This window comes from Pseudomonas lijiangensis, from assembly GCF_018968705.1.
Taxonomy (GTDB): Bacteria; Pseudomonadota; Gammaproteobacteria; order Pseudomonadales; family Pseudomonadaceae; genus Aquipseudomonas; species Aquipseudomonas lijiangensis.
In genome coordinates, this window is the sequence record NZ_CP076668.1 from 1,844,948 (window position 1) to 1,870,233 (window position 25,286).

A 25,286-nucleotide genomic window follows, 5' to 3' on the forward strand; every position below is an offset into this window, starting at 1 on the left:
GTCACTTGGCAATACTGATATTCAATTGGGAAGAATCAACGGTAACAGTCTGGCAGTATTGCGGGCATCAACCAGTGCCCGATGCTGCTGGCCGCTGAACTGCATGCCCGCCAGTTGCAGCGCACTGTTGAGCCCGGGGGCGCGCTGTAATTGACGGGCCTCGGCGAAGCGCTGTTTGAGGTTTACATAAGGCAGCTCGTTCAGGGCACTTTCCAGTCGATGCTCGCGCCACTGTTCCTCCAGTTGCCTGCGGTCGTAATCTCCCCAACTGGCCCAGCCGACAATGCGTGCCTGATGATGGCTCAACCAGCGCTCGAACTGGGGCCATACATTGCTCAGGGATGCCGCGCTGTCGATATTGCTCTGGCTGATATGGGTCAGTTCCCGACAGAAGTGCGTCAGCAAGGGGCGGCGCGCGGGGCGTACGAAGCGTTCGAAGTGGTCCAGCTCGCGCCCATCCTGATTCACCAGCGTTGCACCGATCTCGATGATTTCCATTTCTGCGACCGGCCATCCGCCTTCTTCGGTGGTAGCCTCCAGGTCGATCACCAGCCAATGCGGCATTATGAAGCTCCCATCCAACAGTTTTAGTGAGTCCAGAGTAGCCATATTCATCTGGCTATGCTCGATAAGGTTTTACTGCGCTGTTGCCGATACTTCAATCGACCGTTGAATACTTCAGGGGTGCCTTGTCTTTTGTCGCATTCGCCCTTGGACTTTTCAGGTTATGTGCGACTTATTCCGATTCATGGATTTGGGAGTTGTTTAAACTGCTGAAAGCGCATAGCGTGTGGCGTTTTTAATCGATACCTTTTCATGAAGACGCGCGCAGTAATAACCGATGTGTTGTTGCGTAAGGGAGCGATGCTGATCGTCTCGCTCCTGGTGAGTTGGCAGGTCCAGGCCGCTCAGGTCGTGCAAGTGGCGGCCGTGCATTTTCCGCCCTATATGATTCGCCCTGAAAGAGGCAACGATACCGGGCTTCTGCCCAAGCTTATCGAGGCCTTGAATGCCAGTCAGCGGGACTATGAGTTCGTGGTGGTGCCGACTTCCGTGCAGCGTCGCTTCCGTGACTTTGCCCAGGGCCGTTTCGATATCGCCATTTTTGAAAACCCTGACTGGGGCTGGAAACATGTCGCCTATGACAAGGTGGACATGGGGCTTGAGGATGCCGAAGTCTTTGTGGCCCGTCGGGTCGAGGGGCGTCAGCAGAGTTACTTCGATGATCTTTCGGACAAGCGTCTGGCCCTGTTCAGCGGTTATCACTATGGATTCGCCAACTTCAATGCAGACCAGAAGTATCTGAGCGAAAACTTCAATGCCACCTCGACCTATTCCCATGACAGCAATCTATTGATGGTGATACGCGGGCGTGTGGATATTGCGCCGGTAACGCGTTCCTATCTGGTGGACTTCATGGCACATAACCCAAGCGAGGCCGAACAGTTTCTGGTCTCCGACCGGATCGATCAGCTTTATCGGCAATATGCACTGTTGCGACCGGGCGGCAGCATCAGCGCTACGAAGTTTGATCAGTTGTTGCAGCAATTGCGGGATAACGGGGAGTTCGCAAAAATCTTCGAGCCCCTGCACATCAAGGTCCTTGCCGTGCCTCCTTACTCAACTGCATCCGCGGACACTACAGTGAGCAAGAAGGTCGGAAGGTAGGGGTCATCGATCCTTGGCTTCCTTGGCATCCATCTCGGCATTGCGTTCATGAATACGCTTGAGCTGCTCTTCAGTCAGAGGCAGCTTTTGCGCCGTGTCGCGCAGTAACATCAAGCCACCTACGATAGAGCCAATTGCAACGATCAGAATCAACCAGGCATACCAGGGCATAGCACTCTCCTTGTAGTCATACCGGTTTGAGCAAGAGGCTGCTCAATGGTTCAAGTGTATGCGCTCTGGCAAGGCCGCGTGAGACCCGTCATGGTTTCACGCGGCCTTTTGTTTACGAGCCGGTCAGCATGGCGTCGGCAGGCGCGTTGGCACGCGACTGGGCGGTCAGGCTGAAGTAGATGAAACCCACGGCCATGAAGCAGAGGAAGATGAAGCCGATCAGCGGATTGAACCAGGCCATTGCCAGCAGGCATACCACGGCCAGGGTCAGGGCGATGCCCGGAACGATCGGGTAGCCCGGCGCCCGGAAGCTACGCTCCAGCAAGGGTTCGGTCTTGCGCAGCTTGAACAGGCTGAGCATGCTCATGATGTACATCACGATTGCGCCAAATACGGCCATGGTGATCATGGCCGCGGTCAGGGTCATGCCGCTCAGATTGATCAGGCCGTCACTGTAGATGGCAGCAATGCCGATCAGCCCACCGGCGATGATTGCCCGGTGCGGGGTCTGGAAGCGCGAGAGCTTGGCCAGCGAAGCAGGCAGGTAACCGGCACGCGCCAGGGCGAAGAACTGGCGCGAGTAGCCCAGAATGATCCCGTGGAAGCTGGCAACCAGACCAAACAGGCCGATCCAGACCAGCATGTGCAGCCAGCCTGAGTTATCGCCGACTACAGCCTTCATGGCCTGTGGCAGCGGGTCGTTGATGTTGGACAGGGTGCGCCAGTCGCCCACGCCGCCTGCAAACAGCATGACGCCGATGGCCAGCACTACCAGCGTCAGAATGCCGCTGACGTAGGCTTTGGGAATGGTCCGTTTCGGGTCCTTGGCTTCTTCGGCGGCCATGGCTGCACCTTCAATGGCCAGGAAGAACCAGATGGCGAATGGAATCGCGGCGAACATACCGGCAATCGCACCCGGGCCAAAGGTGCTGGAACCTGCCCAGCCATGCAATGCGAAGTTGCTGAAGCTGAAAGCCGGCGCCACAACGCCCATGAATACCAGCAGCTCGGCCACGGCCAGTACACAGACAACCAGCTCGAAGGTTGCTGCCAGCTTCACGCCCAGAATATTGAGGGTCATGAACACGATATAGGCTCCGACCGCCGCATGCTTGGGGTCCAGCTCAGGGTATTGCACGTTCAGGTAGGCACCGATTGCCAGGGCAATGGCCGGGGGCGCAAAGACGAATTCGATCAGCGTCGCCATGCCGGCGATCAGGCCGCCTTTCTCGCCGAATGCGCGGCGGCTATAGGCAAATGGACCGCCCGCGTGGGGAATGGCGGTTGTCAGCTCGGTAAAGCTGAAGATGAAACAGGTGTACATCGTTGCGACCATCAAGGCCGTGACCAGAAAACCGAGGGTTCCGGCTACGCCCCAGCCGTAGCTCCAGCCGAAGTATTCGCCTGAAATCACCAGCCCGACCGCGATCCCCCACAGGTGCAGCGTGCCCAGCGTTGGCTTGAGTTGTTGACTCATGTGTTTCTCCCTGATGCTTCGAAAAGCGTTGAAATATCTTTTTGCTTGCTCTTTTTATGTTTTCGTTTGCAGGCTCCGTGCCAGTGCATGAATCGTCGTCGTATTGCTTCAAATGGGGTCGTTTGCAGAACGTCTCCGGTTTCAGGTGGTTTCATGGGCTCAGGTTTGGTGCGCCCGGCCATGAAGGTGAGCGCTGCAAGTGCGTATTGGCTTTTTTAAAGTCCAGGTCCCGTCCGCCAGCAGGTTCGGCTACAATGCGCGCCGATTTCGACTTACCTGAGAACACGCTCATGTCCGCCTGCCAGACTCCTGTCATCGTCGCCCTGGATTTTCCGACCCGTGACGCCGCCTTGCGGCTGGCTGACCAGCTCGATCCAAAACTGTGCCGGGTGAAGGTCGGCAAGGAGCTGTTCACCAGTTGTGCTTCGGATATCGTCGAGACCCTGCGCAACAAGGGCTTCGAAGTGTTCCTGGACCTCAAGTTTCACGACATCCCCAACACCACTGCCATGGCCGTCAAGGCGGCAGCGGAAATGGGCGTCTGGATGGTGAACGTGCATTGCTCCGGCGGTCTGCGCATGATGTCGGCCTGCCGTGAAGTGCTTGAAAAGCGCAGCGGTCCTCAACCGCTGTTGATCGGCGTGACCGTGCTGACCAGCATGGAACGTGAAGATCTGGCGGGCATTGGTCTGGATATCGACCCACAAGTACAAGTGTTGCGTCTGGCAGCCCTGGCTGAAAAAGCCGGCATGGATGGCTTGGTGTGTTCGGCTTTGGAAGCTCAGGCGCTGAAGGCCGCTCACCCGTCCCTGCAACTGGTCACTCCAGGCATTCGTCCGGCAGGCAGCGCACAGGACGATCAACGTCGCATCCTGACGCCGCGCCAGGCACTGGACGCCGGTTCCGATTATCTGGTGATCGGCCGCCCGATCAGCCAGGCTGCCGATCCGGCCCAGGCCCTGGCGGCTGTGGTTGCCGAACTGGCCTGATACACCCGGCAGGAGCGAATTCATTCGCGAATGAATTCGCTCCTGTCATCAGACCTTCAGCACCAGCTTGCCGAAGTTCTCGCCACTGAAGAGCTTGAGCAGGGTTTCCGGGAAGGTTTCCAGTCCATCAACCACATCTTCGCGGCTCTTGAGCTTGCCTTCGGCAATCCAGCCCGCCATTTCCTGACCGGCTTCGGCGAAGCGCGAAGCGTAGTCCAGCACCACAAAGCCTTCCATGCGCGCACGGTTGACCAGCAGCGACAAATAGTTGCTCGGGCCTTTGATCGGTGACGTGTTGTTGTACTGGCTGATGGCACCGCAGATCACTACACGGGCTCGCGGTGCCAGACGGCTGAGCACGGCATCCAGAATGTCGCCGCCGACGTTATCGAAATACACGTCAACGCCTTTGGGGCACTCGCGTTTCAGGCCGGCAAGGACGTCTTCGCTCTTGTAGTCGATAACACCATCGAAACCCAGCTCTTCGGTCAGCGAACGGCACTTTTCCTGGCCGCCAGCGATGCCGATGACTCGGCAACCCTTGAGCTTGGCGATTTGCCCGGCCACGCTGCCTACCGCGCCGGCAGCACCGGAAATCACCACGGTATCGCCGCTTTTCGGCGCGCCGACATCCAGCAGTGCGAAGTAGGCGGTCATGCCGGTCATGCCCAGTGCTGAAAGATAGCGGGGCAGCGGCGCGAGTTGCGGGTCAACCTTGTAGAAACCTCGGGGCTCGCCGACGAAGTAATCCTGCACACCCAGCGAGCCTTGCACGTAATCGCCTGCCGCGAACTGCGGGTTCTTCGATTCGATCACTTCACCCACGCCCAGAGCGCGCATCACATGGCCCAGCTCAACCGGCGGAATGTAGGATTTGCCCTCGTTCATCCAGCCACGCATGGCCGGGTCGAGGGAGAGGTACTGGTTGCGTACCAGAATCTGTCCGTCTGCCACTTCTGCGACCGGTACTTCCTGATACGTGAAGTTCTCTCTGCCGGGTTGGCCAACAGGTCGTTTGGCGAGCAGAAACTGGCGATTGGAAAGGGTGGTCATGACAGGTCCTCGATTTGAGTGAGAAGGCTGATTGAAGCTGTTGATGCGCGTTCAGGCAAGCAACGGTCACGCAGCGAATGCGGTTCCATCCAGCCGGATGATGCCTCTGGCCAGCCGTTACCAAAGGTGTTTGTGACTTGAGTCACCTGCATCAGTGCTCTACATTGCCGGTTCATTGAAAGTCTGGATTGCCGCAATGTCTGCCACGAATCTGCCAACCCTTTATCCCCGACCGCTGCGTTCAGGTGACGCTGTTGCCCTGGTGTCGCCTGCCGGGCCGGTGGTTGCCTCGAAGATCGAGGCCGCGGTGCAGGTGCTGGAGGGCTGGGGATTGAAGCCGCGGGTTTATCCGCATGCATTGGGCAAACATTCCTTTTATGCCGGTACTGACGAAGATCGCCTTGCGGATCTGAACAGCGCACTGGCCGATCCGCAAATCCGTGCAGTGATCTGCAACCGTGGCGGTTACGGCACCCAGCGCATTCTTGGGCAACTCGATTACGAATCCGTTCGACGCGACCCGAAGCTGGTCACGGGCTTTTCCGACATCACGGCCCTGCATGGCGCGCTGTGGACGCATGCGGGTCTGGCAACCATCCACGGCCCGGTGGCGACGCAACTGGAGCGTGGCGGCCTGTTCACCAGCAGCATGCGTCACGTGTTGATGAGCGCCGAGCCGGTGCTGCTCAAGGCCGACCCCGCTGCTGCGACCGGCAGCGTGCGCACGCGGGGCAGTGCCAAGGGCTTATTGCTTGGCGGCAATCTGAGTATGCTCAGCACCTGCATCGGTACGCCTTACATGCCCGACCTGACAGGCGCCATCCTGCTGATCGAGGACGTCGGCGAAGCGGCCTATCGTGTCGATCGTCTGCTGACTCACCTGGGCAATTGCGGCATTCTGCAGCGTCTGGCGGGCATCGCGGCGGGCGACTTCAGTGTGCCTGCCCATGCCGCAGGTTCGATCAGCCCGGCCCATGTGTTGCAGGAGCGACTGGGCAATCTGGGGATTCCGGTCCTGGGCGGTTTACCGGTGGGGCATGGGGACGTCAATCAGGCCGTTCCTCTGGGAACCGAGGCGATTCTCGACGCGGATGCCGGGACCTTGCTGGTATCCGCTGCTGCCCGTTCCTGAAGCACGAATCCCCTTCATTGCACCGCGCTTCCCCCCGCAGGCGGAGGATTTGGCCGCCTGTGGCCGGGGCGACCATTCTGAAAGCGACGTCTGCGTAGCTCTTTGCCATTATTGCTGAGCCACAGGCTTGCGCTTGATTCGACCCGTTGCGAATGTGCATGGATATTGAATGGCCCTCGTGAGTGGATCATTCAAGGCGAATGATTCGGACGGGGATTGAACGCTATGATCTTGGCCATACAAAGACGCTTCGCCAATCTCGGTATGGCGAAGAAGCTGGGCTTTGGTTTTACCTTGGTGCTGCTGTTGACGGCTCTGGTGGCAGCCATTGGTGTCTGGTCGCTGAAGAACATCAGTCTGCATTTCGATGGCCTGAAGCAGATGTCCTCCCTTAACAGCGGCTTGCTCCGTGTACGTCTGCTTGAGCAGGAATATGCGTTGCACAGCGACCCCAAGGTCGTCGAGCAGATTCACGCCAGAATCGATGACTTGAACACCCTCGCGCAATCGCTGCAGGAGCAGTCGCCAGCCAGCGCAGCCATGCTGTCTCAGGTTCAGCAGGCGCTGGGTGCCTATCGCACCTCTTTCGATGAGTTCGTCGACATCAGTCAAAGCAAGGACCTGGCGCTGGAAATGGCCAGTTGGTCGGTGTCCAGCGTCTCCAACAATCTTGAGGTGTTGCAGTCGGGTCTTGCCGATGATGGGACCTGGACGCTGAAGGATACCCAGGGACAGCAAGGTGCGGAGTTCGTCGAGCAGTCCGGCAAGGTCAGTCAGGTGTCGAGGCTGATGCAGCAAGCCATGGACGAGGCCCGTGTCCGTCTGGACAAGAGTCGTCGGACGGGCTCCGGCGATGCCGCTAAAACCGGGACTATTGAACAGGCCGAGCAGGCCAGGGTGCTGGCCGAAGAGCTCAAGTCCCTGATCAAGGATGAGGGCTACCTGACAGTGTTGGCTGAAGTCGGCACGCACATTGTCAGCTTCACCGAAAAGCTCAATGAGTACACCGGGCTATTGGCCAGAGAAGCACAGGTTTCCAGTCTGTTGGCGACCAATGCCCGGCAAGTGGTCGAGCTTGTCAATCAGGCGGCTGCTGCCGAGGATCAGTCCGTGCAGGCTCAACTCACGGCCAATACCCTGCAGATTATCGGCTCGTCGGTGGTGGCCTTGCTGGTAGGGTTTATTGTTTCCTGGCTGATTACCCGCTTGATTGTCGGCCCGCTGCGCAGTGTCATCGGCCTGGCGCAACGCATCGCGGCAGGTGATTTGAGCGGCAGCGTGCAGGTTCGGCGGCACGATGAAATCGGTCAGTTGATGCTTGCCATGCAGCAGATGGGCGAGGGCTTGAGCCGTATTGTCAGTGGTTTGCAGTCGGGCATCGAGCAACTGTCGAACTCGGCGCAGTCCTTGTCGAGCGTTACTGAGCAGACCAATCTGGAAGTCGGTTCTCAAAAGGAAGAAACCGAGCAGGTCGCTACCGCAATGAATCAGATGACCGCCACTGTCCATGATGTGGCGCGTAATGCCGAAGAGGCTGCACTGGCCGCGCAAACCGCTGATGAAAAGGTGGGTGGTGGGCAGACGGTGGTGCGTCAGAGCATGCAGCGCATCGAGCAACTGGCCGGTTCATCGCAGTCTGCCAGCCAGAGCATCCAGAACCTGAGCGCCGAGATTCAGAATATCGGCCAGATCTTGAACGTGATCAAAAGCGTTGCCGAACAAACCAACCTGCTGGCGCTCAATGCTGCCATCGAGGCGGCCCGGGCGGGTGAGCAGGGGCGTGGTTTTGCGGTGGTGGCCGATGAGGTCCGTGCCCTTGCCAAGCGCACGCAGCAATCAACCCAGGAGATCGAAAACCTGGTGTTCAGGCTGCAAAGTGGTGCGCAGGCTTCGGTTGAACAGATTCAGAGCAGTGGCGAGCTGGTGAAGCTGGCAGTCAGTGATGTGCTGCAAACCGAAAGCGCGTTGGGTGCCATTGCCGAAGCGGTGTCGATGATTCAGCAGATGAACCAGCAGATCGCTGCGGCCGCCGAACAGCAAAGCTCGGTGGCCGAAGAGATCAACCGCAGTGTGACCAGCATCCGTGCCAGCGCCGATCACTCGGCTCTGGCCATGCAGGACAACGCAGCGTCCAGTCTCGAGCTGGCTTCATTGGGCGTGGAGCTGAAGGGGATGGTCGGGCATTTCAGGCTCTGATCTCATGCGCCCTTGCGCGTATTGAGGATCACCAGCGTCAGGACCCCGGCGACGATGCCCCAGAGTGCCGAGCCAATGGAAAACAGGGTCAGCCCTGATGCGGTGACCATGAAGGTGATGAGCGCTGCTTCCCGTTCCCTGGGTTCGTTCATGGCCACGGTCAGGCCGTTGATGAGCGAGCCGAACAGCGCCAGTGCGGCAATCGACAGCACCAGTTCCTTGGGAAAGGCCGCGAACAGCGCGGCCAGCGTTGCGCCGAAGATTCCGGCTACACCATAGAAAACCCCGCACCAGACCGCTGCCGTATAGCGCTTGCTCTTGTCTTCATGGGCATTGGGGCTGGTGCAGATGGCGGCGCTGATTGCCGCGAGGTTGAGCCCGTGGCAGCCAAAAGGTGCGGTCAGCAGCGAGGTGATGCCCGTAGCCGTGATCAGCGGGGAAGAGGGCGTGTGATAGCCGTCGGCGCGCAGTACGGCAATACCCGGCATGTTCTGGGAGGTCATCGCCACCACGAATAACGGAATGCTGATGCTGATGGTCGCTGCCAGCGAGAACGACGGTGTCGTCCAGACTGGCGTGGCCACTTCCAGAGTGACGTCATTGAAATTCAGCAGCCCCAGCAGGCTGGCGGCTGCGATGCCCACTACCAGTGCCGCCAGTACCGAATAGCGCGGCGAGATTCGCTTGATCAGCAGGTAAGTGAAAAACATGGCCAGAACCAGGCCGGTTCGATGCTGGACGGCGATGAAGATGTCGCTGCCGATCTTGAACAGAATCCCGGCCAGCAAGGCTGCCGCCAGCGAGGCGGGCAGGCGTTTGACCAGGCGCTCGAAGCTGCCGGTCATGCCGCAGATGATCACCAGGATCGAGCAGGTAATGAATGCACCGATAGCCTCCGGATACCCCACGCCGCCCAGCGTAGTAATCAGCAGCGCGGCGCCGGGGGTTGACCATGCCACGCTGATGGGCGTGCGATAGCGCAACGACAGGCCGATGCTGCACACCGCCATGCCGATGAACATCGACAAGAGCCAGGACGACATCTGGCCAGTGCTGAGGCCTGCGGTCTGCCCGGCCTGGAGCATCAGTACCAGCGAGCTGGTGCAGCCGGTCATCATCGCGATGAAGCCGGCGACCACCGCCGACGGCGATGAGTCTGCCAGTGGGCGCAGTGGTGCCTTGAGGGTCTCGTTCATGCAGGGCTTTCCTTAAGCGGGCAGTTTGTACGGTGTCGTTATTTTTGTATTCAGCGATCGATTGCGCCGGGCCGGAGCGTCTGCCCCAGCGCCTGGTTGACGGTCAGCCAGCCATCCACTGCCGCCTGACCTGCCTCGGCGAATACCCGTTGCAAGAGCTTCACCTGTTCGTGGCGCAGCGCCTGTTCGAACCTGATCCCTTCTTCAGTGAGCACCAGCAGGCGTTTGCGTTTGTCGGTGTCGGGCGTCGTGCTCTGTACCAGTTCCATGGCAATCAACTGGCGCAGCGGCACATTCAGCGCCTGTTTGCTGACGCCCAGTACCGTGAGCAGTTCTTTCACGCTCTGGTCGGGGTAGCGGGCGATGAAAAACACGATGCGCTGATGAACGCGGCTGAGCCCGCGCCGGGCCAGCATTTCATCGGCCTTGGCGGTAAATGCCTGATAGCCGAAAAAGAAGGCTTCCATGGCGATTTGCTGATTCGCAGGATTTTTAAGGTCAAGCATGTTGACGTATCCGGGCTTGGCGTCGTAATTTGAGTCAACAAGTTTGACGTATTTTCCTTTGACTCGGCTACAGGTAGTTGCCATGGCTTTCTCCGAACGCGTTACCCGCCTGAAAAGTTCATTGATTCGCGAAATCCTGGCTGCGGCACAACGGCCTGAAGTGATGTCCTTTGCCGGTGGCTTGCCGGCCGAGTGCATGCTGCCGAAAGTGGAGTGGGCCGATATGCCCCTGACACTGGGGCAATACGGCATGAGCGAAGGCGAACCTGAGCTGCGCGAAGCCCTGGCTGCCGAGGCGCGGGCGCTGGGTGTTCCTTGTGAGGCCAGCCAGGTATTGGTGGTCAGCGGTTCGCAGCAGACTCTGGACCTGGCCGCCAAGCTGTACATCGACAAAGGCACTGAAGTCCTGCTGGAAGCGCCGACTTACCTGGCTGCACTGCAAATATTCCAGCTGTTCGGCGCCGATTGCCTGACGGTGCCGTTGCAGGCCGAAGGGCCGGACCTGATTGCCCTGCGCCAGCGCCTGGAACAGCACAAGCCTGCGTTCGCCTACCTGATCCCGACTTTCCAGAACCCCTCGGCAGTGCGTTACAGCGAAGCCAGTCGCGATGCGGTCGCAGCCTTGCTCGATGAGTTCGGCGTGACGCTGATCGAAGACGAGCCTTATCGCGAACTGACTTTCGATGGCGGCAACGCGAAACCTATCGTTGCCCGTCTCAAGAAGGCCAGCTGGATCTATACCGGCACCGTCTCCAAGACCCTGTTGCCGGGGTTGCGTGTCGGTTACCTGATTGCCAGCCCGGACCTGTTTCCGCATCTGCTGCGCCTCAAGCAATCGGCCGACCTGCACACCAACCGGATCGGTCAATGGCAGGCCTTGCAGTGGATCGGCACTGACCACTATCGTGAGCATCTGGCCGAACTGCGTGATTTCTACCGGCAGCGGCGCAACGCATTCGAGGCGGCCTTGCAGGAGCATTTTGCCGATCTGGCTGACTGGAACAGCCCGCAAGGCGGGTTGTTCTTCTGGCTGACGCTCAAGCAGAAGTTCGATACCCGCACCTTGCTGGATACCGCCTTGTCCCAGGACGTGACGTTCATGCCGGGCGAGCCGTTCTTCGCGGACCCCGACGCCAATCACGGGTATCTGCGGCTGAACTTCAGTCACATTGATCCGGCGCGTCTGGATGAGGGCCTGAAGCGCCTGGCAGCAGTAATCCGCAAGGCCGTCACACGGCAAGCGGCTTGATCGATCCAGTACCGGGAATTTCAGAGGGGGCAGGGCGATGTACAAGGTTTACGGCGATTACAACTCAGGCAACTGCTACAAGATCAAACTGATGCTCAGCCTGCTGGGCTGCGAGTATCAGTGGGTGCCGGTGGATATTCTCAAGGGCGAAACCGGGACCCCGGCATTCCTGGAGAAGAACCCCAACGGCAAGATTCCGGTGCTTGAGCTCAGTGATGGCACCTGCCTGTGGGAGTCCAATGCGATTCTCAACTTCCTGGCCGACGGCAGTGCTTATCTGCCTGCCGAGCCCCGGCTGCGCACGCAAGTGCTGCAATGGCAGTTCTTCGAGCAATACAGCCATGAGCCCGCGATTGCCGTGGCACGTTTCATTCAGTTCTATCTGGGGATGCCTGAAGAGCGTCTGCATGAATACCGCTCGCTGCAGAAGTCCGGCTATCGCGCCCTGGCGGTCATGGAGCAGCAGCTCAAGCGCACGCCGTTTCTGGTAGGCGACCATTTCTCCATCGCCGATATCACGCTGTATGCCTACACTCACGTGGCCCATCAGGGCGGTTTCGATCTGACACCGTACCCCGGCATTCAGCAATGGCTGGAGCGAGTCAAGCAACAGCCCGGTTACGTGGGCATGCTGGATTGACCGGGCAGAAGAAAGGAGAGAGCTTCGTGAAATATTCCATCGCCGCCCTGGCCGCCGTCATGGCGCTGGGGATCGGTTGTTCGGCGCAGGCTCAGGATTGCAATGCCAATCAGGCCAGTATGAATCAATGCGCGAGCAAGGATCTGGCCGCGCTCGATACGGAGTTGAACCGCCAGTACAAGGCGCAGATGAGCTGGCTCAAAGACCCCGCCAGGAAGCAGGCGCTCAAGGAAGCACAAGTCAAATGGATCGCCTTCCGCGACGCCGACTGTCTGTATCGGGTGGGTAAGGCTGAAGATTCCGGTTCGATCTGGCCTTTGCTGCAATCGCAGTGTCTGGCCGAGCATACCCGCGTGCGCGTGAAGGAATTGAAGGCGTATGTGGCGTGTCGCGAAGAAGGCTGCCCGCGCTGATACGGGCAGCCAGCCGCTTCAGACGTTACTGAAACGCTGATCCAGGTAGCCGATGATGGCCTTGGATTCATAGAGCCAGGTGGTCTTGTCGCCTTCCTGAATGCGCAGGCAGGGGACCTTGATCCTGCCGCCTTCGTTGAGCAGCGTCTGGCGATCGTTCTCGTTGTTCTTCGCATCCCGCAGGGCGACCGGAACATTGAGGCGGCGCAGGGTGCGGCGGGTCTTCACGCAGAACGGGCAGGCATGGAACTGATACAGGGTCAGATCCCGAGCGGCCTGATCGACGGCAGCCTGAGCCTGAGGCTCGCGTTTCTTCCGGGCCGGGCGGGTCAGGAAATCAGCGACGATGACGAGCTGGCCAAGGCCAACCCTGAGGGCTTTCATGAACACGGTCAAACCTCTTGCGGGGCAGGCATTCAGGGGGCAAGTCCGCGCCAGCAGGTAGCGCGGACGGCTGCACCTTACTTGATAAGGCTGAGGAATTCGCTGCGGGTGGCTGCGTTTTCACGGAACTCGCCCAGCATCACTGAAGTGATCATCGAGGAATTCTGTTTTTCCACGCCGCGCATCATCATGCACATGTGCTGGGCTTCGATGACCACTGCAACGCCCATGGCACCGGTAACTTCCTGGATGGCCGAGGCGATCTGGCGGCTCAGGTTTTCCTGGATCTGCAGGCGGCGAGCGTACATGTCGACGATACGCGCCACTTTCGACAGGCCCAGGACCTTGCCGTTGGGGATGTAGGCCACATGCGCCTTGCCAATGAACGGCAGCAGATGGTGCTCGCACAGGGAGTACAGTTCGATATCCCTGACCATTACCATTTCGCTGGCATCGGAGCTGAACAGCGCGCCGTTGGTCACTTCTTCGAGAGTCTGTTCATAACCGCGACACAGGTACTGCATGGCTTTGGCTGCACGCTTGGGTGTGTCCAGCAGGCCTTCGCGCGAAACATCTTCGCCCAACTGACTCAATATGGCGGTGTAATTCTGTTCCAGTGTCACAGGAGTGTGTTTCCGTGTGGGTTTCGATAACGCGAGGGCAGGGCCCTCGCCAAAGTCGCACATGATAACTTACACGTGCGGGCAGGTGTATGGCCGCTGCGCAAATCGGCGCGTGAAGTCTGTTTGTAACGTTTTTCTTACGCTTTGGCTACCCGATTGCTACCCACTTCCCTCGTTGTCTGCGGTCAGAAGCAGCAGTAGTCAATCCCTGCGTTCTGAGAGAGTAAATCCGGATGTTGAGTCGAGTAGCAAAAATAGCGACGGTGATCGTCGTTCTGGCTTCGGTTTCGGGCTGCTGGCCGTTCTGGCCCGGCCCTGGTGGTCACGGCGGTGGTGGAGGCGGGCATCATCAGGGTGGTGGCGGCCCAGGCGGGCCGGGTGGTCCAGGCTTTGGTCCCGGTGGCGGCCCCCGCTGACGATCCGGTTCCGGGCAGTATCAGGACTGCCCGGCAACCCTCATTCGTCGCGGCCTTCCATCATGGTGCGTTTGAGCATGACGTAAACCGCGCCAGCGCCACCATGTTTGGCCATGCAAGAGCAGAAGCCCAGCACTTGCGGATGCTGACGCAGCCAGGTGTTGACGTGGCTCTTGATCATCGGGCGTTTGCCGTCCAGACGCACGGCCTTGCCGTGAGTGACGCGCACGCAGCGGATTTCCAGCTTCGTGGCTTCGGCGAGAAATTCCCACAGGGTTTCCCTGGCCACTTCCACGCTCATGCCGTGCAGGTCCAGGCTGCCTTCAAAGCTGATCTGGCCAAGCTTGAGCTTGCGCATCTGGCCTTCCTGCACGCCATCGCGAGACCAGTTCAATACATCTTCCGGACCGACGTCGATCACGAACTGATCGGACAGCCCGTCGACCGTGACCGAGTCGGTGCGCACCGTGGCTGACTGGCGCAGTTTTGCCAGTAGCTTGCGGTCGGTCTTTGGTTTACCGACATCGGCATGTTCGTGCTTGATGGGTTTGACGCCACGCGTCTCGTTTCTGAACAGGGAAAAATCGTCGTCTTGCATGGGGCCTCCGCGAAGGACGCCAGTTTAACCCTGCCGCGCCGCACGTCAGTCGTGTTTTTTCATCAGGTGTGCGGACATGCTCAATCCTTTCGCCCGGCGTCGACGTCGACCGCAGACTCGCCATAACCAGATGCCCAGATACAGCACCACAAGTCCAAGGCCGGCAATGACTGCAGCTCCCGCGGGTGTTGCATCCAGGTCGCCCAGTGCCTGGGGATGGCCGATCAGGCCGGAGGCACCTGCCATTATCAGCAATACGCCCAGAGTGACCAGCAAGGTGGCAATCGCGGTGCCGAAACGCGTGCGCCAATTGCCCGGCCCTCTGGGGCGCAAGCGGCGAGCATCGAAACCGTCGGATATTTTCATGCCGATTTCCTCAGTGGTTATCGGCGCTATGACCCGGATGACGGGGTGTTGTTCCCCGTTGTGGCGAGAGAAGAGAGGTGAAAGGGATGGGCGGTTATGTGAGGTGATTCACACAACCACTCAGGCCACCTGTTGTTCAGATCAGGTCTTTGGTCAGCGCCAGAGTGGCGAAGTTGTCTGCCATGATTGCCATTTCCGTGCGGTGTACGTCATGGGCGCTGACATCGCCATTGGGGCCGGGCAGGTTGCGGGTGGCGCAGGCATCGTCCACCAGGGTGCAGCGATAGCCATAATCCTTGGTCGCACGCACGGTGGTGCTGATACTCGAATGGCTCATGAAACCGCAGATGATCAGGTCCAGATGACCCAGGCTCTGCAGCAGCTCATGCAGGCCAGTGCCGTTGAAGGCATTGGGCAGGCGTTTCTCGACCAGATGCTCGTCGCCCTGGGGAACCAGTTCCGGGACCAGTTGGCCGCGCTCGCCTTGTGGATCGAACAGGCCGCCCACGGTGCCGAGGTGACGTACGTGCACGATAGGGCATTTCACGGCGCGGGCTTTTGCAACCAGTTGGCCGATATTGTCCAGGGCTTCATGGATGCCTGTCAGGGCCAGAGGACCGCTGAGGTACTCTTTCTGGGCGTCGATGATAATCAGCGTGGCATTGCTCAGATTGGCCGGTGCATGAACACGGCCGCTGAGTTGAAACATGGTCTTTAAAGATGACATCCAGAGGGCTCCTTCGAGTGGGGCTTTTGCGTCATTGTCCTCTGGCTGAGCGATTCTGTGAATCTCAACAATCGCAGGCCCCGGTTTTGTTGGGCTGCAGGGCATTTTGTCGCGGCGCGGGATGGCGGTTTGCCTTGATGAAGGTCGGCTAATGGTGGACACTTCCGTGTCTGCCAGATCGTTTTCCCAGGAGCTTGTCCATGATCACCTCTCGTTTGCGCACCGTGCGTGACCATATCCGTTGGGCCGTCAGCCGCTTTCACGAGGAAGACGTGTTTTTCGGGCACGGGACCGACAATGCCTGGGACGAAGCGCGGCAACTGGTGCTCGGCGCCTTGCACCTGCCTTGGGAGATTGCCGACAGCTATCTGGATTGCCGCCTCGAAGTCGAGGAAATCTCCGAGTTGCAACGCCTGATCAAGCGCCGCATCGATGATCGTGTTCCGACGCCCTACCTGCTGGGCGAAGCCTGGTTCTGCGGCATGTCGTTCATTGTCGACGACCGCGTACTGATTCCACGCTCACCGATTGCCGAATTGATCGAAGATCGTTTTGCGCCCTGGCTGGCCAGTGAGCCTGCCCGTATTCTGGACCTGTGCACCGGCTCCGGCTGTATCGGCATTGCCTGTGCCGACGAGTTCCCGGAGGCCGAAGTGGTACTGGCTGACCTGTCGTTCGAGGCCCTTGAAGTGGCCAACCAGAACATCGAGCGCCACGCCATGGAAGATCGCGTCTACACCGTGCAGGGCGATGGTTTCGACGGCCTGCCGGGGCAGCGTTTCGACCTGATCGTGTCCAACCCGCCGTATGTCGATGCCGAAGATTTTGCCGACATGCCCCATGAATACCAGCACGAGCCTGAACTGGCTCTGGCCTGTGGCAATGACGGTCTGAATCTGGTGCGCCGCATGCTGAGCGAGGCCGCTGATCACCTGACCGAAAAAGGGTTGTTGATTGTCGAAGTGGGCAACAGCCAGGTGCATGTCCAGGCGCTGTATCCGGAAGTGGATTTCGCCTGGCTGGACTTCCAGCGCGGTGGGCATGGGGTGTTCATGCTGACTGCCGAGCAGTGCCGCGAGCATCAGGCACTGTTTGCTTCGAAGGTCTGAAGCGGCATGAGCGGGGCTTCAGGCCCCGCTTTCACAACTTAACGGTGTGTCGCAATCCAGATCAGCAACCCCGCCTGAAACACAGCAAAGGTCACCAGACAAGCGATGGTAAAGCGCAGACTGCTGTCTTCGCGCTTGTACTTGTTGACCCGGTCTTCATGGGCGCGAATCACGACTTCCTGCTCGGTCAGATTCTTCTCGGCCTTTTCCAGCATCTGCGATGCTTCGAGGATTTCGATGATCTGCACCTTGTCATTGTTCCAGGTGCTGTGCAGGTTGCCGACGTGAACGTCCTTGATGCTGCCTTTCATATGCTGCGCATCGGCATAGACAACTTCAAAACCCAGGGTGCGCAGGAAGTGATCGCGGCGCAGGCGGGTGTCTTCGTTCAGGCCGTCCTTGCTTGCCAGTGCGACGCCTTCGATCTTGTAGGATGACCACTTCTTTTGCGCCCAGTGGACTGCATGGGCAATCAGGAAGCGCCCAAGACCGCGGTTCCAGGGTTCGATCTGCAATCCCGACTCCGGGCCGAAGCGCACCATGTGCTTCTGATGATCGACCCAGATATCCAGATTGTTCTGTTCCTTGCGTACCCGCTGACCCGGCAACTGGATATTGATGCGCAGCAGGCTCAGTTCCTTGCTGTGGCGCTCGGCACGGCCGAACTGCACGAAGCGCAGCGGTCGTCCGCCGGTTGCACGGTCGGTCGGCAACGGCGAAAGACGAAGCATCTGGAAGCTTTCGGGCACCACGTCTTCCCAGGGTTGGGGCGGTAGCGCCTCGGCTTCCGGCTTTTCAGGGGCTTCAGCTTTTTCGGTCACGGTATTTGTATCAGTCATTCACTATGATCCTGTCCATGGCCTTGTGCAGCAAACACAATGCCAGCACACCCCTATCGGCAGGTTTTCCCAAGTCTGAAGGGGCGGGTGGTTTTGTTGACGTCAAATCTTTCGTTCAATCTGCGGGTAACGCACCGATAAAGCGCAGGATGTGCGCCGAAAGCTCGCTCGACAGTGGCAGGGTCGGGTTTCTGTAGGATTGCAGTTGTTTTTCCAGATCGTCGGGGACGATGCGCAATACGTGATTCATGCCGTCGATCAGTGCCAGTTCTGCATCGGGCCGGGCTTTTTTCAGGATCAGGGCATCACCGACGCTGACCTGGATATCGTTGCGTCCCTGGATGATCAGCGCCGGCATCTGCAGCTTGCCGAACGCGGCAGCCGGATCCTGACGGAACAGGGATATCAGATAAGGCTGCACACTGGGCCGGAACACGACTTCCAGATCTTCTGGCACCTTGTCGTCGGTCTTGCCGGCCTTCAGTTCGTCAAGCAACTGGTTGCTGCGTTGCAAAAGGGCTGGCGGCAGGCGCTCGCGAAACTGTTCACGCAGCACCTGATCCACCGGACGCCCCGTGCCTGCGACGGAAATCACCGCACGCGCACCTGCCTTTTCAGCCGCCAGCGACGCAACCAGTGCGCCTTCGCTATGGCCCAGCAGAATCAGCGAGCCAAGACGCGGGTTGGCCTTGAGCTTTTGCGCCCAGGCCTGGACATCGGCGACATAGCTTTCGACGCTCAGGTCGCGTTCATCCGGTGTTGCAGCCTTGCTGGCCGCGACGCCGCGCTTGTCATAGCGCACGCTGGCAATATTGTTCTTGGCCAGGATTATGGCCAGACGCTTCATGCTGTCGTTGCGTCCGCCTTCGGGGTTGTTGCCGTCGCGATCGGTCGGGCCGGAACCGGCAATGATCAACACTACGGACACGGGTTTCGTTGATTGTGGCAGCAGAAGGGTGCCGAACAGTTTTCCGTTGTTCGTGTCGACGCTGATCGGGCGTTGCACGACGGTGGGTGATGCTGCGTTGGCCATGCCTGCCAGCATGCACAGTGCCAGGACCAGCATGCGCAGGGCGTTCAGGGCTCGAATCGGGGGAATGCCAGGTAGCATCGTAAGGCCATCATTGGTTCAGGTTTCGCTTTGACGCGCGCCGTTGCATAAGGTTCGAGGATGAACTGCGCGTTCAGCCTGCGTATACTGGCGCGCTTGATTGATTCGATCTGGTTTTTTGGCTGATTTCTCGGAGCGCCCGCATGTCCGGCAACACTTTCGGCAAGCTGTTCACTGTCACCACCGCTGGCGAAAGCCATGGCCCGGCGTTGGTCGCTATCGTCGACGGCTGCCCGCCGGGGTTCGAGCTGTCCCTGGAAGACCTGCAGCGTGATCTGGACCGCCGCAAGCCCGGTACCAGCCGCCACACGACCCAGCGCCAGGAAGCCGATGAGGTGGAAATCCTCTCCGGCGTGTTCGAGGGCAAGACCACCGGCGCGTCCATCGGCCTGCTGATCCGCAATACCGACCAGAAGTCCAAGGACTACTCGACGATCAAGGATCTGTTTCGTCCTGCCCATGCCGACTACACCTACCATCACAAGTACGGCATCCGCGACTATCGCGGCGGCGGTCGCAGTTCGGCGCGTGAAACCGCCATGCGTGTGGCCGCCGGTGCAATCGCCAAGAAGTATCTGGCGACCCAGGGTATCGTCATCCGTGGCTACATGAGCCAGCTTGGCCCGATCCAGATTCCTTTCAAGACCTGGGATTCGGTCGAGCAGAACGCCTTTTTCTGCCCTGACCCGGACAAGGTGCCGGAGCTGGAAGCCTACATGGACCAGCTACGTCGCGACCAGGACTCGGTGGGTGCCAAGATCACCGTGGTGGCCGAAGGCGTGAAACCGGGTCTGGGCGAGCCGATCTTCGACCGCCTGGATGCCGAACTGGCCCATGCCCTGATGAGCATCAACGCCGTCAAAGGCGTGGAAATCGGCGCAGGCTTCGACTGTGTGGCCCAGCGCGGCACCGAGCACCGTGACGAAATGACGCCTGAAGGTTTCCTGTCCAATCAGGCGGGTGGCATTCTGGGTGGCATTTCTTCCGGCCAGCCGATCATTGCGCATCTGGCGCTCAAGCCGACTTCCAGCATTACCACGCCGGGTCGTTCCATCGATGTCGATGGCAATCCGGTTGAGCTCATCACCAAGGGCCGTCATGACCCTTGCGTCGGCATTCGCGCCACGCCTATTGCCGAAGCGATGATGGCCATCGTGCTGCTGGATCACCTGTTGCGTCATCGCGGGCAAAACGCTGACGTAAACGTCGATACGCCTGTATTGGGCCAGCTGTAATGAGCGGTGCCACTGCGGTCACTGATCGTGGATGACTGACGTGGCGCCACAGTCTGCCGGGCAGCTTCCTTATTGGCGGCTGTCGGGGTTCTACATTTTCTACTTTGCCTTGCTGGGCTCGGCGGCTCCCTTTCTGTCGCTGTATTTCCACCATCTGGGGTTTTCCAGTGCGCGGATTGGCGAACTGGTCGCCATCCCGATGCTGACGCGCTGCATCGCTCCCAATCTGTGGGGCTGGCTGGGTGATCATACGGGCCAGCGGCTGTTGATCGTGCGCCTGGGTGCGCTCTGCACATTGCTGGCGTTCTCGCTGATTCTGGTCGACAAGAGCTACGCCTGGCTGGCCATGGTCATGGTGCTGTACTCCTTCTTCTGGCATGCCATCCTGCCGCAGTTTGAAGTCATTACCCTGGCGCATCTGCGCGATCAGCCTTCGCGCTACAGCCAGATAAGGGTCTGGGGTTCGATCGGTTTCATTCTGGCAGTGGTCGCGCTTGGGGAGGTGTTCGAGCGTTTCAGCCTGGACCTGTTTCCCCAGATGTTGCTGATCATCATGGCCGGTATCGCGCTCAGCAGCTGGTGGGTGCCCAATGCGCAGCCGCAGGTTTCGGCGCAACCACTGGATGCGGGCGGTTTTCTCAGGCAGCTGACCCGTCCCAGTGTGCTGGTCTTTTATGTCTGTGTCGCCTTGATGCAGCTCAGCCATGGGCCGTATTACACCTTCCTGACCTTGCATCTGGAGCAACTGGGTTACAGTCGCGGTGTGATCGGCATGCTCTGGGCCGTCGGGGTCGTGGCCGAGGTCCTGATGTTCATGGGCATGAGCCGGATACTGCAGCGTTTTTCAGTGCGTCAGGTCTTGATGGCGAGCTTTCTGCTGGCTTCGCTGCGCTGGTTGCTGCTGGGTAGTTTTGCCGATCATCTGCTGGCGCTGCTGGTTATCCAGCTCATGCATGCAGCAACTTTTGGCAGTTTTCACGCGTCTGCCATCCATTTCGTGCAACGTAGCTTCGGCTCGCGCCAGCAAGGTCAGGGGCAGGCGTTGTATGCCGCCTTGTCCGGAGTGGGCGGCGCGCTGGGAGCGTTGTACTCCGGTTACAGCTGGAATGCGCTCGGGCCGTTCTGGACATTTGCCATCGCCAGCCTTGCGGCATTGGCGGCAGCCGTCATGATTGCGACACCAAAGAAAGAGGAGGGTGCATGACCCGCGAACAACTCAGCCTGGAAATCATCGAAGCCGGGCGTTTCCTGTATGGACGCGGCTGGTCGCCAGCCACCAGTAGCAACTACTCCGTGCGCCTGTCCGCCACTGAAGCGCTGTTGACGGTATCCGGCAAGCACAAGGGCCAACTGGGCATCGACGACGTACTGGCTACCGACCTGGCCGGCAACAGCCTTGAGCCTGGCAAGAAGCCTTCCGCCGAAACCCTGCTGCACACCCAGCTTTACAGCTGCAAGCCTGAAGTGGGCGCCGTGCTGCATACCCATTCGGTCAATGCCACCGTTCTGTCGCGGCTGACAGAGGCTGATCATCTGGTGTTCGAGGATTACGAACTGCAGAAGGCCTTTGCCGGTGTGGTCACCCATGAATCCCGGGTTGTGGTGCCGATCTTCGATAACGATCAGGATATTGCCCGTCTGGCCTCAAAGGTGCAGCCTTGGCTGGACGCTCATCCCGATTGTGCCGGTTACCTGATTCGCGGGCACGGCCTGTATACCTGGGGAGCGAAGATGAATGATGCGCTGCGGCAGATCGAAGCCTTCGAGTTTCTGTTCGAGTGCGAACTGAAAACCCGTGCGGTCTTGAATCGTTGAGCGTTAGTGATCTTTAACCGTTAATCAGGGAACCCAGCCTGAACGGCCTGTAAAAGCCGGGGGCCTGTTTCCAGCCGAGGAATTACGCCATGAGCTGCCTGTCCGTTTACCACGTTTCCAGCCCTGAAGTGCCCAACAAAGTCCTGACCCACCTGGAAGATATCGCTTCGACCCTGGCCGAGCACGGTGTCGCTTTCGACCGCTGGCAGGCATCTGCACCGATTACGCCGGGCGCCAGTCAGGAAGAAGTGATCAACGCCTATCGCACCCAGATCGACAAGCTGATGACCGAACGCGGTTATGTCACTGTTGATGTGGTCAGCCTCAACAGCGACCACCCGCAAAAGGCCGAACTGCGCGCCAAGTTTCTTGAAGAGCATCGCCATGGCGAAGACGAAGTGCGTTTCTTCGTTGCCGGGCGTGGCCTGTTTACCCTGCATATCGATGATTACGTCTATGCCGTGCTCTGCGAAAAGAACGACCTGATCTCGGTGCCTGCCGGGACCCGCCACTGGTTCGATATGGGCGAGCATCCGCACTTCGTTGCCATTCGCCTGTTCAACAACCCGGAAGGCTGGGTGGCGAATTTCACCGGAGAAGATATCGCCGGCCGTTTTCCGCGGCTGGATGACTGATCAATCACACATGGCAGGAGCGCACCCGGCCGTGCGCCCACTGTTTCAAACACAGGAGCCCGTCCCAGATGTCCATCAAAGTTATCCTCACGGATATCGAAGGCACCACCAGTGCAGTGAGCTTCGTGTTCGATGTGCTGTTCCCGTTCGCTGCAAAGCATTTGCCCGACTTTGTCCGCCAGAACGCCGAAAAGCCTTTGGTAGCGGCGCAATTGCAGGCTGTTCGCCAGGACAGCAACGAGCCTGATGCCGATGTCGAGCGGGTTATCGGGATTCTGCTCGACTGGATTGCCCAGGATCGCAAGGCCACGCCACTCAAGGCCTTGCAGGGCATGGTCTGGGAGCAGGGCTATAACGGCGGGCAACTCAAGGGGCATGTCTACCCGGATGCCGTCGAAGCACTCAAGCGCTGGCATGAGGAGGGTTATAAACTTTATGTCTATTCCTCAGGCTCCATCCAGGCTCAGCAACTGATATTCGGTTGTTCGCAGGCGGGCGATCTGTCCGGCCTGTTCAGTGGCTATTTCGACACCACGTCCGGCCCCAAGCGCGAGGAGCAATCCTACCGCACCATCACCGCCGCCATCGGCTGCCCGGCCGAAGAGATTCTGTTCCTGTCGGACATCGTCGAAGAACTGGATGCCGCACGAGCGGCAGGCATGGCGACATGCGGTCTGGTACGCGCTGGCGGCGAACTGCCGGGGCATGTATCCGTAGAGGATTTCGCCGCGATTGCTCCCGAAAAGTTCTGAGCGCAGCCAAGGCTCTTGCTGGCGATTGAACTCCTGTCGCTAGCAAGCGGCCTCTCATCAAACAAAACGCAATGCCATGAATTAAAACGTCTTTTTTGTGAGGCAGAAACGTTCTCCGGTGTACATATCCATTATCGGTATGTGCTGGTACTACTGGTTCCGCCTTTACGGCGGCCCCCTTTTGTTTCGGCAAAAGGGGGGAAAACCATCCGCTCCGGGTTCGGCCCCGCCTTGGGGCGGGGTTCCCTCGCTCCGGCATTGCTCCGTGGGTACGCGCCGACGGGCCTTCCATGGCCCTGCGGCGCTTGCTCGGCGTCCTGCCTCGCACCCCACTGCCGGAACGAAGGAACCCCGCCGTCAGGCGGGGCCGAACCCGGAGCAATGGCTTTGGTTACTTTGGCCGAAACCAAAGTGACGCGCCGTAAAGGCGCAAGGCGGCCTCAAGCCGAACACTCAGTTCGCAACACATAGCACCTGTTTGCTACGCGACAGCGCGGCGCCGGGCGAACTCCCACATCACTTGATGCAGACAGAGTCAATTTATTCGCGAAGCCGCCAATAAACTCGCTTCTGCACCCTCATTCTTTGCTGATCTGTCATCCCCATCCTGCTTTCAGGTAGGCCTGTGCCTGTCTGTTTGTGCATAAATCCTGTTTGTTTTAGCCCTCGATTTTAAACGCAATTATTCGTGTAATTTCTGGCGGCCATTCCCCCTGATTGATCAAAAACAGCAACTGTGCATACCGAGGGGGCGCAACAGGAGCGGCAGCGATGTGCAGTGCCAGGACAGTAAATACAACGATGGGTTTATTGATACAGCAGATGGTCAGCAGTATTGCCGAGGACGATGGTCAGGTGGCTATCGAAAATGCACTTCAGTGGCTCAGGCAGGAGTGCCGGTGCGAGCGTGCAATGTTCTATCAGTTCAAGGGCCCGTTATTGCTGACGTTCATCACTTCCAATGTCGAGGATGTCTGGGGAGATATCTATCGAAACCATCGCATGCTGACGGAAGATCCGGTTATCCGCTGTTATCGCAATACACAGGGCTTTGTCGATTGGCGCGAGGCGTTCAAGCAGTATCAGGCGCCTGATTGCTACAACGCCGCGGTTGAAGCCTGCCAATTGCTGCCGGCCTTGTCCTACGGGTACTCCAGCCATTGTCGGGGTGTCAGTGGCGTGACGTCGGTATGTACCTTGAGCGCGATGCAGCGTGCCACGACCACCGAGGACCGATACCTGCTTAGCAGTCTGGTCCCTGTGCTCCATACGGTCGGCAGGGGAACCAGACTCCGTTCCCATGGCCTGACTGTGAAGGAGCTGGAAATCCTGCAGTGGGCACGTGATGGCAAGACGGCTTGGGAAATTGCCTTGATCCGCGAGGTGTCCGAGGCCACGATCAAATATCACTTCAAGATGATCTACAGCAAGCTCGGGGTCGCCAATCGGGCTCAGGCGGTGGGGGAAGCTCTGTGTCGAGGCCTGATCAAATGAGCAAAAAAAACCGCGAGAACAAGAATGTTGTCGCGGATAACAAGGGAGGAGGTGGCCGCTGATTGCAGTCAGCGGCAGGATGCAGGGTGAAGCGTGTAATCAGCGAATCAGCGGGTGTGATAGGTCGGCAGGTCAAAACGCTGCTGGCTTTGCAACATAGTGATTGCAGGCAGTTCACTGGCCTGGGCTGCCAGGTCACGGCGAATGGCGCTGATGACCCACTCAAGCTGAACAGGTGTGTGCAGTTGTGCGTAAGAGATGGAACGACGGATCTGTTTGCCTTCGTTATCGCGCAAGGACAGTAGCACACCACCGTCAGGACGAGGCTGAGTGGTCACTGTGTAGCTGGAGAATACGGATGCGAATTTTTCTTGGATAAAAGACATGTCTAGCGGCTCCATTGCTCACGGGATAACAAACTTGTGAGTACTGTTGCAGTGTCCATGCCAGCGTTCTTGCTTTATTAAAGTCCTTTAAAATCAATAACTTGAA

General features: G+C 58.9%; 29 protein-coding genes and 1 pseudogene. 16 read left to right on the forward strand and 14 right to left on the reverse strand.

Annotation, left to right across the window (positions count from 1 at the left end; all coding sequences use genetic code 11):
• Nucleotides 1-21: 21 nt before the first annotated feature.
• Complete coding sequence (locus KQP88_RS08020) at nucleotides 22-564, reverse strand: exonuclease domain-containing protein (protein ID WP_216705333.1); 543 nt, start codon at nucleotides 562-564, stop codon at nucleotides 22-24.
• Between the two features lie 252 nt (nucleotides 565-816).
• On the opposite strand from KQP88_RS08020, the gene KQP88_RS08025 reads away from it, so the two are divergent.
• Nucleotides 817-1,668, forward strand: coding sequence for a substrate-binding periplasmic protein (locus tag KQP88_RS08025; protein WP_216705334.1), 852 nt, complete (start codon nucleotides 817-819; stop codon nucleotides 1,666-1,668).
• 3 nt (nucleotides 1,669-1,671) lie between these two features.
• Here KQP88_RS08025 and KQP88_RS08030 read toward each other — a convergent pair whose 3' ends face one another.
• Nucleotides 1,672-1,839, reverse strand: a complete 168-nt coding sequence (locus tag KQP88_RS08030) for a DUF2897 family protein (RefSeq protein ID WP_038399776.1) — start codon at nucleotides 1,837-1,839, stop codon at nucleotides 1,672-1,674.
• A gap of 112 nt (nucleotides 1,840-1,951) precedes the next feature.
• A complete protein-coding gene (gene eat / locus KQP88_RS08035; protein WP_198724746.1) occupies nucleotides 1,952-3,316 on the reverse strand; it encodes an ethanolamine permease in 1,365 nt (454 codons plus the stop codon).
• 290 nt (nucleotides 3,317-3,606) lie between these two features.
• Between eat and pyrF the strand changes: the two genes are divergently transcribed.
• A complete protein-coding gene (gene pyrF, locus KQP88_RS08040; RefSeq protein WP_200994097.1) occupies nucleotides 3,607-4,305 on the forward strand; it encodes an orotidine-5'-phosphate decarboxylase in 699 nt (232 codons plus the stop codon).
• 48 nt (nucleotides 4,306-4,353) lie between these two features.
• Here pyrF and KQP88_RS08045 read toward each other — a convergent pair whose 3' ends face one another.
• Nucleotides 4,354-5,358, reverse strand: coding sequence for an NADP-dependent oxidoreductase (locus KQP88_RS08045; RefSeq protein WP_216705335.1), 1,005 nt, complete (start codon nucleotides 5,356-5,358; stop codon nucleotides 4,354-4,356).
• Nucleotides 5,359-5,554: 196 nt separating this feature from the next.
• Here KQP88_RS08045 and KQP88_RS08050 point away from each other — a divergent pair, with 196 nt between their 5' ends.
• From KQP88_RS08050 to KQP88_RS25550, 3 genes and pseudogenes are all read left to right on the forward strand, one after another.
• A complete protein-coding gene (locus KQP88_RS08050) occupies nucleotides 5,555-6,490 on the forward strand; it encodes a S66 peptidase family protein (RefSeq protein WP_216705336.1) in 936 nt (311 codons plus the stop codon).
• A gap of 801 nt (nucleotides 6,491-7,291) precedes the next feature.
• A pseudogene (locus KQP88_RS25545) lies at nucleotides 7,292-7,828 on the forward strand (HAMP domain-containing protein); the annotation flags it as partial.
• On the forward strand, nucleotides 7,823-8,686 hold the full coding sequence (locus KQP88_RS25550; RefSeq protein WP_407681829.1) for a methyl-accepting chemotaxis protein: 864 nt from the start codon (nucleotides 7,823-7,825) through the stop codon (nucleotides 8,684-8,686). The pseudogene KQP88_RS25545 and the gene KQP88_RS25550, both read left to right, overlap by 6 nt.
• A 2-nt stretch (nucleotides 8,687-8,688) precedes the next feature.
• Here KQP88_RS25550 and KQP88_RS08060 read toward each other — a convergent pair whose 3' ends face one another.
• A complete protein-coding gene (locus KQP88_RS08060; protein ID WP_216705338.1) occupies nucleotides 8,689-9,882 on the reverse strand; it encodes a benzoate/H(+) symporter BenE family transporter in 1,194 nt (397 codons plus the stop codon).
• Between the two features lie 50 nt (nucleotides 9,883-9,932).
• The gene (locus tag KQP88_RS08065) at nucleotides 9,933-10,388 is read right to left on the reverse strand and encodes a MarR family winged helix-turn-helix transcriptional regulator (protein ID WP_025259352.1); all 456 of its coding nucleotides are present in this window, start codon (nucleotides 10,386-10,388) and stop codon (nucleotides 9,933-9,935) included.
• Nucleotides 10,389-10,470: 82 nt separating this feature from the next.
• Here KQP88_RS08065 and KQP88_RS08070 point away from each other — a divergent pair, with 82 nt between their 5' ends.
• Genes KQP88_RS08070 through KQP88_RS08080 form a run of 3 tightly spaced genes read left to right on the forward strand, consistent with a single transcriptional unit; the run spans nucleotide 10,471 to nucleotide 12,690 of the window.
• Nucleotides 10,471-11,637 (forward strand): aminotransferase-like domain-containing protein, encoded by a 1,167-nt coding sequence (locus tag KQP88_RS08070; protein ID WP_216705339.1) that lies wholly within the window; start codon nucleotides 10,471-10,473, stop codon nucleotides 11,635-11,637.
• A 37-nt stretch (nucleotides 11,638-11,674) separates the two neighbouring features.
• Nucleotides 11,675-12,277 (forward strand): glutathione S-transferase family protein, encoded by a 603-nt coding sequence (locus tag KQP88_RS08075; protein ID WP_200994092.1) that lies wholly within the window; start codon nucleotides 11,675-11,677, stop codon nucleotides 12,275-12,277.
• A 59-nt stretch (nucleotides 12,278-12,336) separates the two neighbouring features.
• Complete coding sequence (locus KQP88_RS08080) at nucleotides 12,337-12,690, forward strand: lysozyme inhibitor LprI family protein (RefSeq protein WP_260406214.1); 354 nt, start codon at nucleotides 12,337-12,339, stop codon at nucleotides 12,688-12,690.
• A gap of 18 nt (nucleotides 12,691-12,708) precedes the next feature.
• Here the strand turns inward: KQP88_RS08080 and KQP88_RS08085 are convergent, their stop codons facing one another.
• A complete protein-coding gene (locus tag KQP88_RS08085) occupies nucleotides 12,709-13,080 on the reverse strand; it encodes a glutaredoxin family protein (protein WP_198724732.1) in 372 nt (123 codons plus the stop codon).
• Nucleotides 13,081-13,151: 71 nt separating this feature from the next.
• On the reverse strand, nucleotides 13,152-13,697 hold the full coding sequence (gene folE, locus KQP88_RS08090; protein WP_025259357.1) for a GTP cyclohydrolase I FolE: 546 nt from the start codon (nucleotides 13,695-13,697) through the stop codon (nucleotides 13,152-13,154).
• 233 nt (nucleotides 13,698-13,930) lie between these two features.
• On the opposite strand from folE, the gene KQP88_RS08095 reads away from it, so the two are divergent.
• On the forward strand, nucleotides 13,931-14,113 hold the full coding sequence (locus KQP88_RS08095) for a hypothetical protein (protein WP_074568923.1): 183 nt from the start codon (nucleotides 13,931-13,933) through the stop codon (nucleotides 14,111-14,113).
• Between the two features lie 40 nt (nucleotides 14,114-14,153).
• Here the strand turns inward: KQP88_RS08095 and KQP88_RS08100 are convergent, their stop codons facing one another.
• The 3 genes from KQP88_RS08100 to KQP88_RS08110 form a co-directional block, all read right to left on the reverse strand.
• Complete coding sequence (locus KQP88_RS08100; RefSeq protein ID WP_198724731.1) at nucleotides 14,154-14,711, reverse strand: Smr/MutS family protein; 558 nt, start codon at nucleotides 14,709-14,711, stop codon at nucleotides 14,154-14,156.
• A 45-nt stretch (nucleotides 14,712-14,756) separates the two neighbouring features.
• Nucleotides 14,757-15,077, reverse strand: a complete 321-nt coding sequence (locus KQP88_RS08105; protein ID WP_216705341.1) for a hypothetical protein — start codon at nucleotides 15,075-15,077, stop codon at nucleotides 14,757-14,759.
• Between the two features lie 136 nt (nucleotides 15,078-15,213).
• Nucleotides 15,214-15,804, reverse strand: a complete 591-nt coding sequence (locus KQP88_RS08110; RefSeq protein WP_025259360.1) for a cysteine hydrolase family protein — start codon at nucleotides 15,802-15,804, stop codon at nucleotides 15,214-15,216.
• Nucleotides 15,805-16,004: 200 nt separating this feature from the next.
• On the opposite strand from KQP88_RS08110, the gene prmB reads away from it, so the two are divergent.
• Nucleotides 16,005-16,913: a 50S ribosomal protein L3 N(5)-glutamine methyltransferase gene (gene prmB / locus KQP88_RS08115; RefSeq protein ID WP_198724729.1), complete on the forward strand. Its 909-nt coding sequence runs from the start codon at nucleotides 16,005-16,007 to the stop codon at nucleotides 16,911-16,913.
• 38 nt (nucleotides 16,914-16,951) lie between these two features.
• On the opposite strand, the gene KQP88_RS08120 is transcribed toward prmB, so the two are convergent.
• Both KQP88_RS08120 and KQP88_RS08125 read right to left on the reverse strand, forming a co-directional pair.
• Nucleotides 16,952-17,752: a hypothetical protein gene (locus KQP88_RS08120; protein ID WP_216705342.1), complete on the reverse strand. Its 801-nt coding sequence runs from the start codon at nucleotides 17,750-17,752 to the stop codon at nucleotides 16,952-16,954.
• Nucleotides 17,753-17,867: 115 nt separating this feature from the next.
• Nucleotides 17,868-18,863 (reverse strand): alpha/beta hydrolase, encoded by a 996-nt coding sequence (locus KQP88_RS08125; RefSeq protein WP_216705343.1) that lies wholly within the window; start codon nucleotides 18,861-18,863, stop codon nucleotides 17,868-17,870.
• A 143-nt stretch (nucleotides 18,864-19,006) separates the two neighbouring features.
• On the opposite strand from KQP88_RS08125, the gene aroC reads away from it, so the two are divergent.
• From aroC to KQP88_RS08155, 6 genes are all read left to right on the forward strand, one after another.
• Nucleotides 19,007-20,098 carry a chorismate synthase gene (gene aroC / locus KQP88_RS08130; RefSeq protein WP_200994086.1) on the forward strand — a complete coding sequence of 364 codons (1,092 nt, stop codon included), beginning with the start codon at nucleotides 19,007-19,009 and terminating at the stop codon, nucleotides 20,096-20,098.
• Between the two features lie 31 nt (nucleotides 20,099-20,129).
• The gene (locus KQP88_RS08135) at nucleotides 20,130-21,302 is read left to right on the forward strand and encodes an MFS transporter (protein WP_216705344.1); all 1,173 of its coding nucleotides are present in this window, start codon (nucleotides 20,130-20,132) and stop codon (nucleotides 21,300-21,302) included.
• Nucleotides 21,299-21,913, forward strand: a complete 615-nt coding sequence (locus tag KQP88_RS08140; protein ID WP_200994084.1) for a methylthioribulose 1-phosphate dehydratase — start codon at nucleotides 21,299-21,301, stop codon at nucleotides 21,911-21,913. The genes KQP88_RS08135 and KQP88_RS08140 overlap by 4 nt, the downstream gene beginning before the upstream one ends.
• A gap of 89 nt (nucleotides 21,914-22,002) precedes the next feature.
• Nucleotides 22,003-22,548, forward strand: coding sequence for a 1,2-dihydroxy-3-keto-5-methylthiopentene dioxygenase (locus KQP88_RS08145; protein ID WP_200994083.1), 546 nt, complete (start codon nucleotides 22,003-22,005; stop codon nucleotides 22,546-22,548).
• A 68-nt stretch (nucleotides 22,549-22,616) separates the two neighbouring features.
• On the forward strand, nucleotides 22,617-23,300 hold the full coding sequence (gene mtnC, locus KQP88_RS08150) for an acireductone synthase (RefSeq protein WP_216705345.1): 684 nt from the start codon (nucleotides 22,617-22,619) through the stop codon (nucleotides 23,298-23,300).
• 771 nt (nucleotides 23,301-24,071) lie between these two features.
• Nucleotides 24,072-24,794: a helix-turn-helix transcriptional regulator gene (locus KQP88_RS08155; RefSeq protein WP_200994081.1), complete on the forward strand. Its 723-nt coding sequence runs from the start codon at nucleotides 24,072-24,074 to the stop codon at nucleotides 24,792-24,794.
• Nucleotides 24,795-24,901: 107 nt separating this feature from the next.
• Here the strand turns inward: KQP88_RS08155 and KQP88_RS08160 are convergent, their stop codons facing one another.
• On the reverse strand, nucleotides 24,902-25,180 hold the full coding sequence (locus KQP88_RS08160) for a DUF3509 domain-containing protein (RefSeq protein WP_200994080.1): 279 nt from the start codon (nucleotides 25,178-25,180) through the stop codon (nucleotides 24,902-24,904).
• Nucleotides 25,181-25,286 lie beyond the last annotated feature (106 nt).

What these genes read in the sequence shown, in the direction of transcription:
- KQP88_RS08020 (WP_216705333.1), bottom strand. Translation starts at nt 564, where the DNA reads ATGCCGCATTGGCTGGTGATCGACCTGGAGGCTACCACCGAAGAAGGC.
- KQP88_RS08025 (WP_216705334.1), top strand. Translation starts at nt 817, where the DNA reads ATGAAGACGCGCGCAGTAATAACCGATGTGTTGTTGCGTAAGGGAGCG.
- KQP88_RS08030 (WP_038399776.1), bottom strand. Translation starts at nt 1,839, where the DNA reads ATGCCCTGGTATGCCTGGTTGATTCTGATCGTTGCAATTGGCTCTATC.
- eat (WP_198724746.1), bottom strand. Translation starts at nt 3,316, where the DNA reads ATGAGTCAACAACTCAAGCCAACGCTGGGCACGCTGCACCTGTGGGGG.
- pyrF (WP_200994097.1), top strand. Translation starts at nt 3,607, where the DNA reads ATGTCCGCCTGCCAGACTCCTGTCATCGTCGCCCTGGATTTTCCGACC.
- KQP88_RS08045 (WP_216705335.1), bottom strand. Translation starts at nt 5,358, where the DNA reads ATGACCACCCTTTCCAATCGCCAGTTTCTGCTCGCCAAACGACCTGTT.
- KQP88_RS08050 (WP_216705336.1), top strand. Translation starts at nt 5,555, where the DNA reads ATGTCTGCCACGAATCTGCCAACCCTTTATCCCCGACCGCTGCGTTCA.
- KQP88_RS25550 (WP_407681829.1), top strand. Translation starts at nt 7,823, where the DNA reads ATGGGCGAGGGCTTGAGCCGTATTGTCAGTGGTTTGCAGTCGGGCATC.
- KQP88_RS08060 (WP_216705338.1), bottom strand. Translation starts at nt 9,882, where the DNA reads ATGAACGAGACCCTCAAGGCACCACTGCGCCCACTGGCAGACTCATCG.
- KQP88_RS08065 (WP_025259352.1), bottom strand. Translation starts at nt 10,388, where the DNA reads ATGCTTGACCTTAAAAATCCTGCGAATCAGCAAATCGCCATGGAAGCC.
- KQP88_RS08070 (WP_216705339.1), top strand. Translation starts at nt 10,471, where the DNA reads ATGGCTTTCTCCGAACGCGTTACCCGCCTGAAAAGTTCATTGATTCGC.
- KQP88_RS08075 (WP_200994092.1), top strand. Translation starts at nt 11,675, where the DNA reads ATGTACAAGGTTTACGGCGATTACAACTCAGGCAACTGCTACAAGATC.
- KQP88_RS08080 (WP_260406214.1), top strand. Translation starts at nt 12,337, where the DNA reads ATGGCGCTGGGGATCGGTTGTTCGGCGCAGGCTCAGGATTGCAATGCC.
- KQP88_RS08095 (WP_074568923.1), top strand. Translation starts at nt 13,931, where the DNA reads ATGTTGAGTCGAGTAGCAAAAATAGCGACGGTGATCGTCGTTCTGGCT.
- KQP88_RS08100 (WP_198724731.1), bottom strand. Translation starts at nt 14,711, where the DNA reads ATGCAAGACGACGATTTTTCCCTGTTCAGAAACGAGACGCGTGGCGTC.
- KQP88_RS08105 (WP_216705341.1), bottom strand. Translation starts at nt 15,077, where the DNA reads ATGAAAATATCCGACGGTTTCGATGCTCGCCGCTTGCGCCCCAGAGGG.
- KQP88_RS08110 (WP_025259360.1), bottom strand. Translation starts at nt 15,804, where the DNA reads ATGTCATCTTTAAAGACCATGTTTCAACTCAGCGGCCGTGTTCATGCA.
- prmB (WP_198724729.1), top strand. Translation starts at nt 16,005, where the DNA reads ATGATCACCTCTCGTTTGCGCACCGTGCGTGACCATATCCGTTGGGCC.
- KQP88_RS08120 (WP_216705342.1), bottom strand. Translation starts at nt 17,752, where the DNA reads ATGACTGATACAAATACCGTGACCGAAAAAGCTGAAGCCCCTGAAAAG.
- KQP88_RS08125 (WP_216705343.1), bottom strand. Translation starts at nt 18,863, where the DNA reads ATGCTACCTGGCATTCCCCCGATTCGAGCCCTGAACGCCCTGCGCATG.
- aroC (WP_200994086.1), top strand. Translation starts at nt 19,007, where the DNA reads ATGTCCGGCAACACTTTCGGCAAGCTGTTCACTGTCACCACCGCTGGC.
- KQP88_RS08135 (WP_216705344.1), top strand. Translation starts at nt 20,130, where the DNA reads ATGACTGACGTGGCGCCACAGTCTGCCGGGCAGCTTCCTTATTGGCGG.
- KQP88_RS08140 (WP_200994084.1), top strand. Translation starts at nt 21,299, where the DNA reads ATGACCCGCGAACAACTCAGCCTGGAAATCATCGAAGCCGGGCGTTTC.
- KQP88_RS08145 (WP_200994083.1), top strand. Translation starts at nt 22,003, where the DNA reads ATGAGCTGCCTGTCCGTTTACCACGTTTCCAGCCCTGAAGTGCCCAAC.
- mtnC (WP_216705345.1), top strand. Translation starts at nt 22,617, where the DNA reads ATGTCCATCAAAGTTATCCTCACGGATATCGAAGGCACCACCAGTGCA.
- KQP88_RS08155 (WP_200994081.1), top strand. Translation starts at nt 24,072, where the DNA reads ATGTGCAGTGCCAGGACAGTAAATACAACGATGGGTTTATTGATACAG.
- KQP88_RS08160 (WP_200994080.1), bottom strand. Translation starts at nt 25,180, where the DNA reads ATGTCTTTTATCCAAGAAAAATTCGCATCCGTATTCTCCAGCTACACA.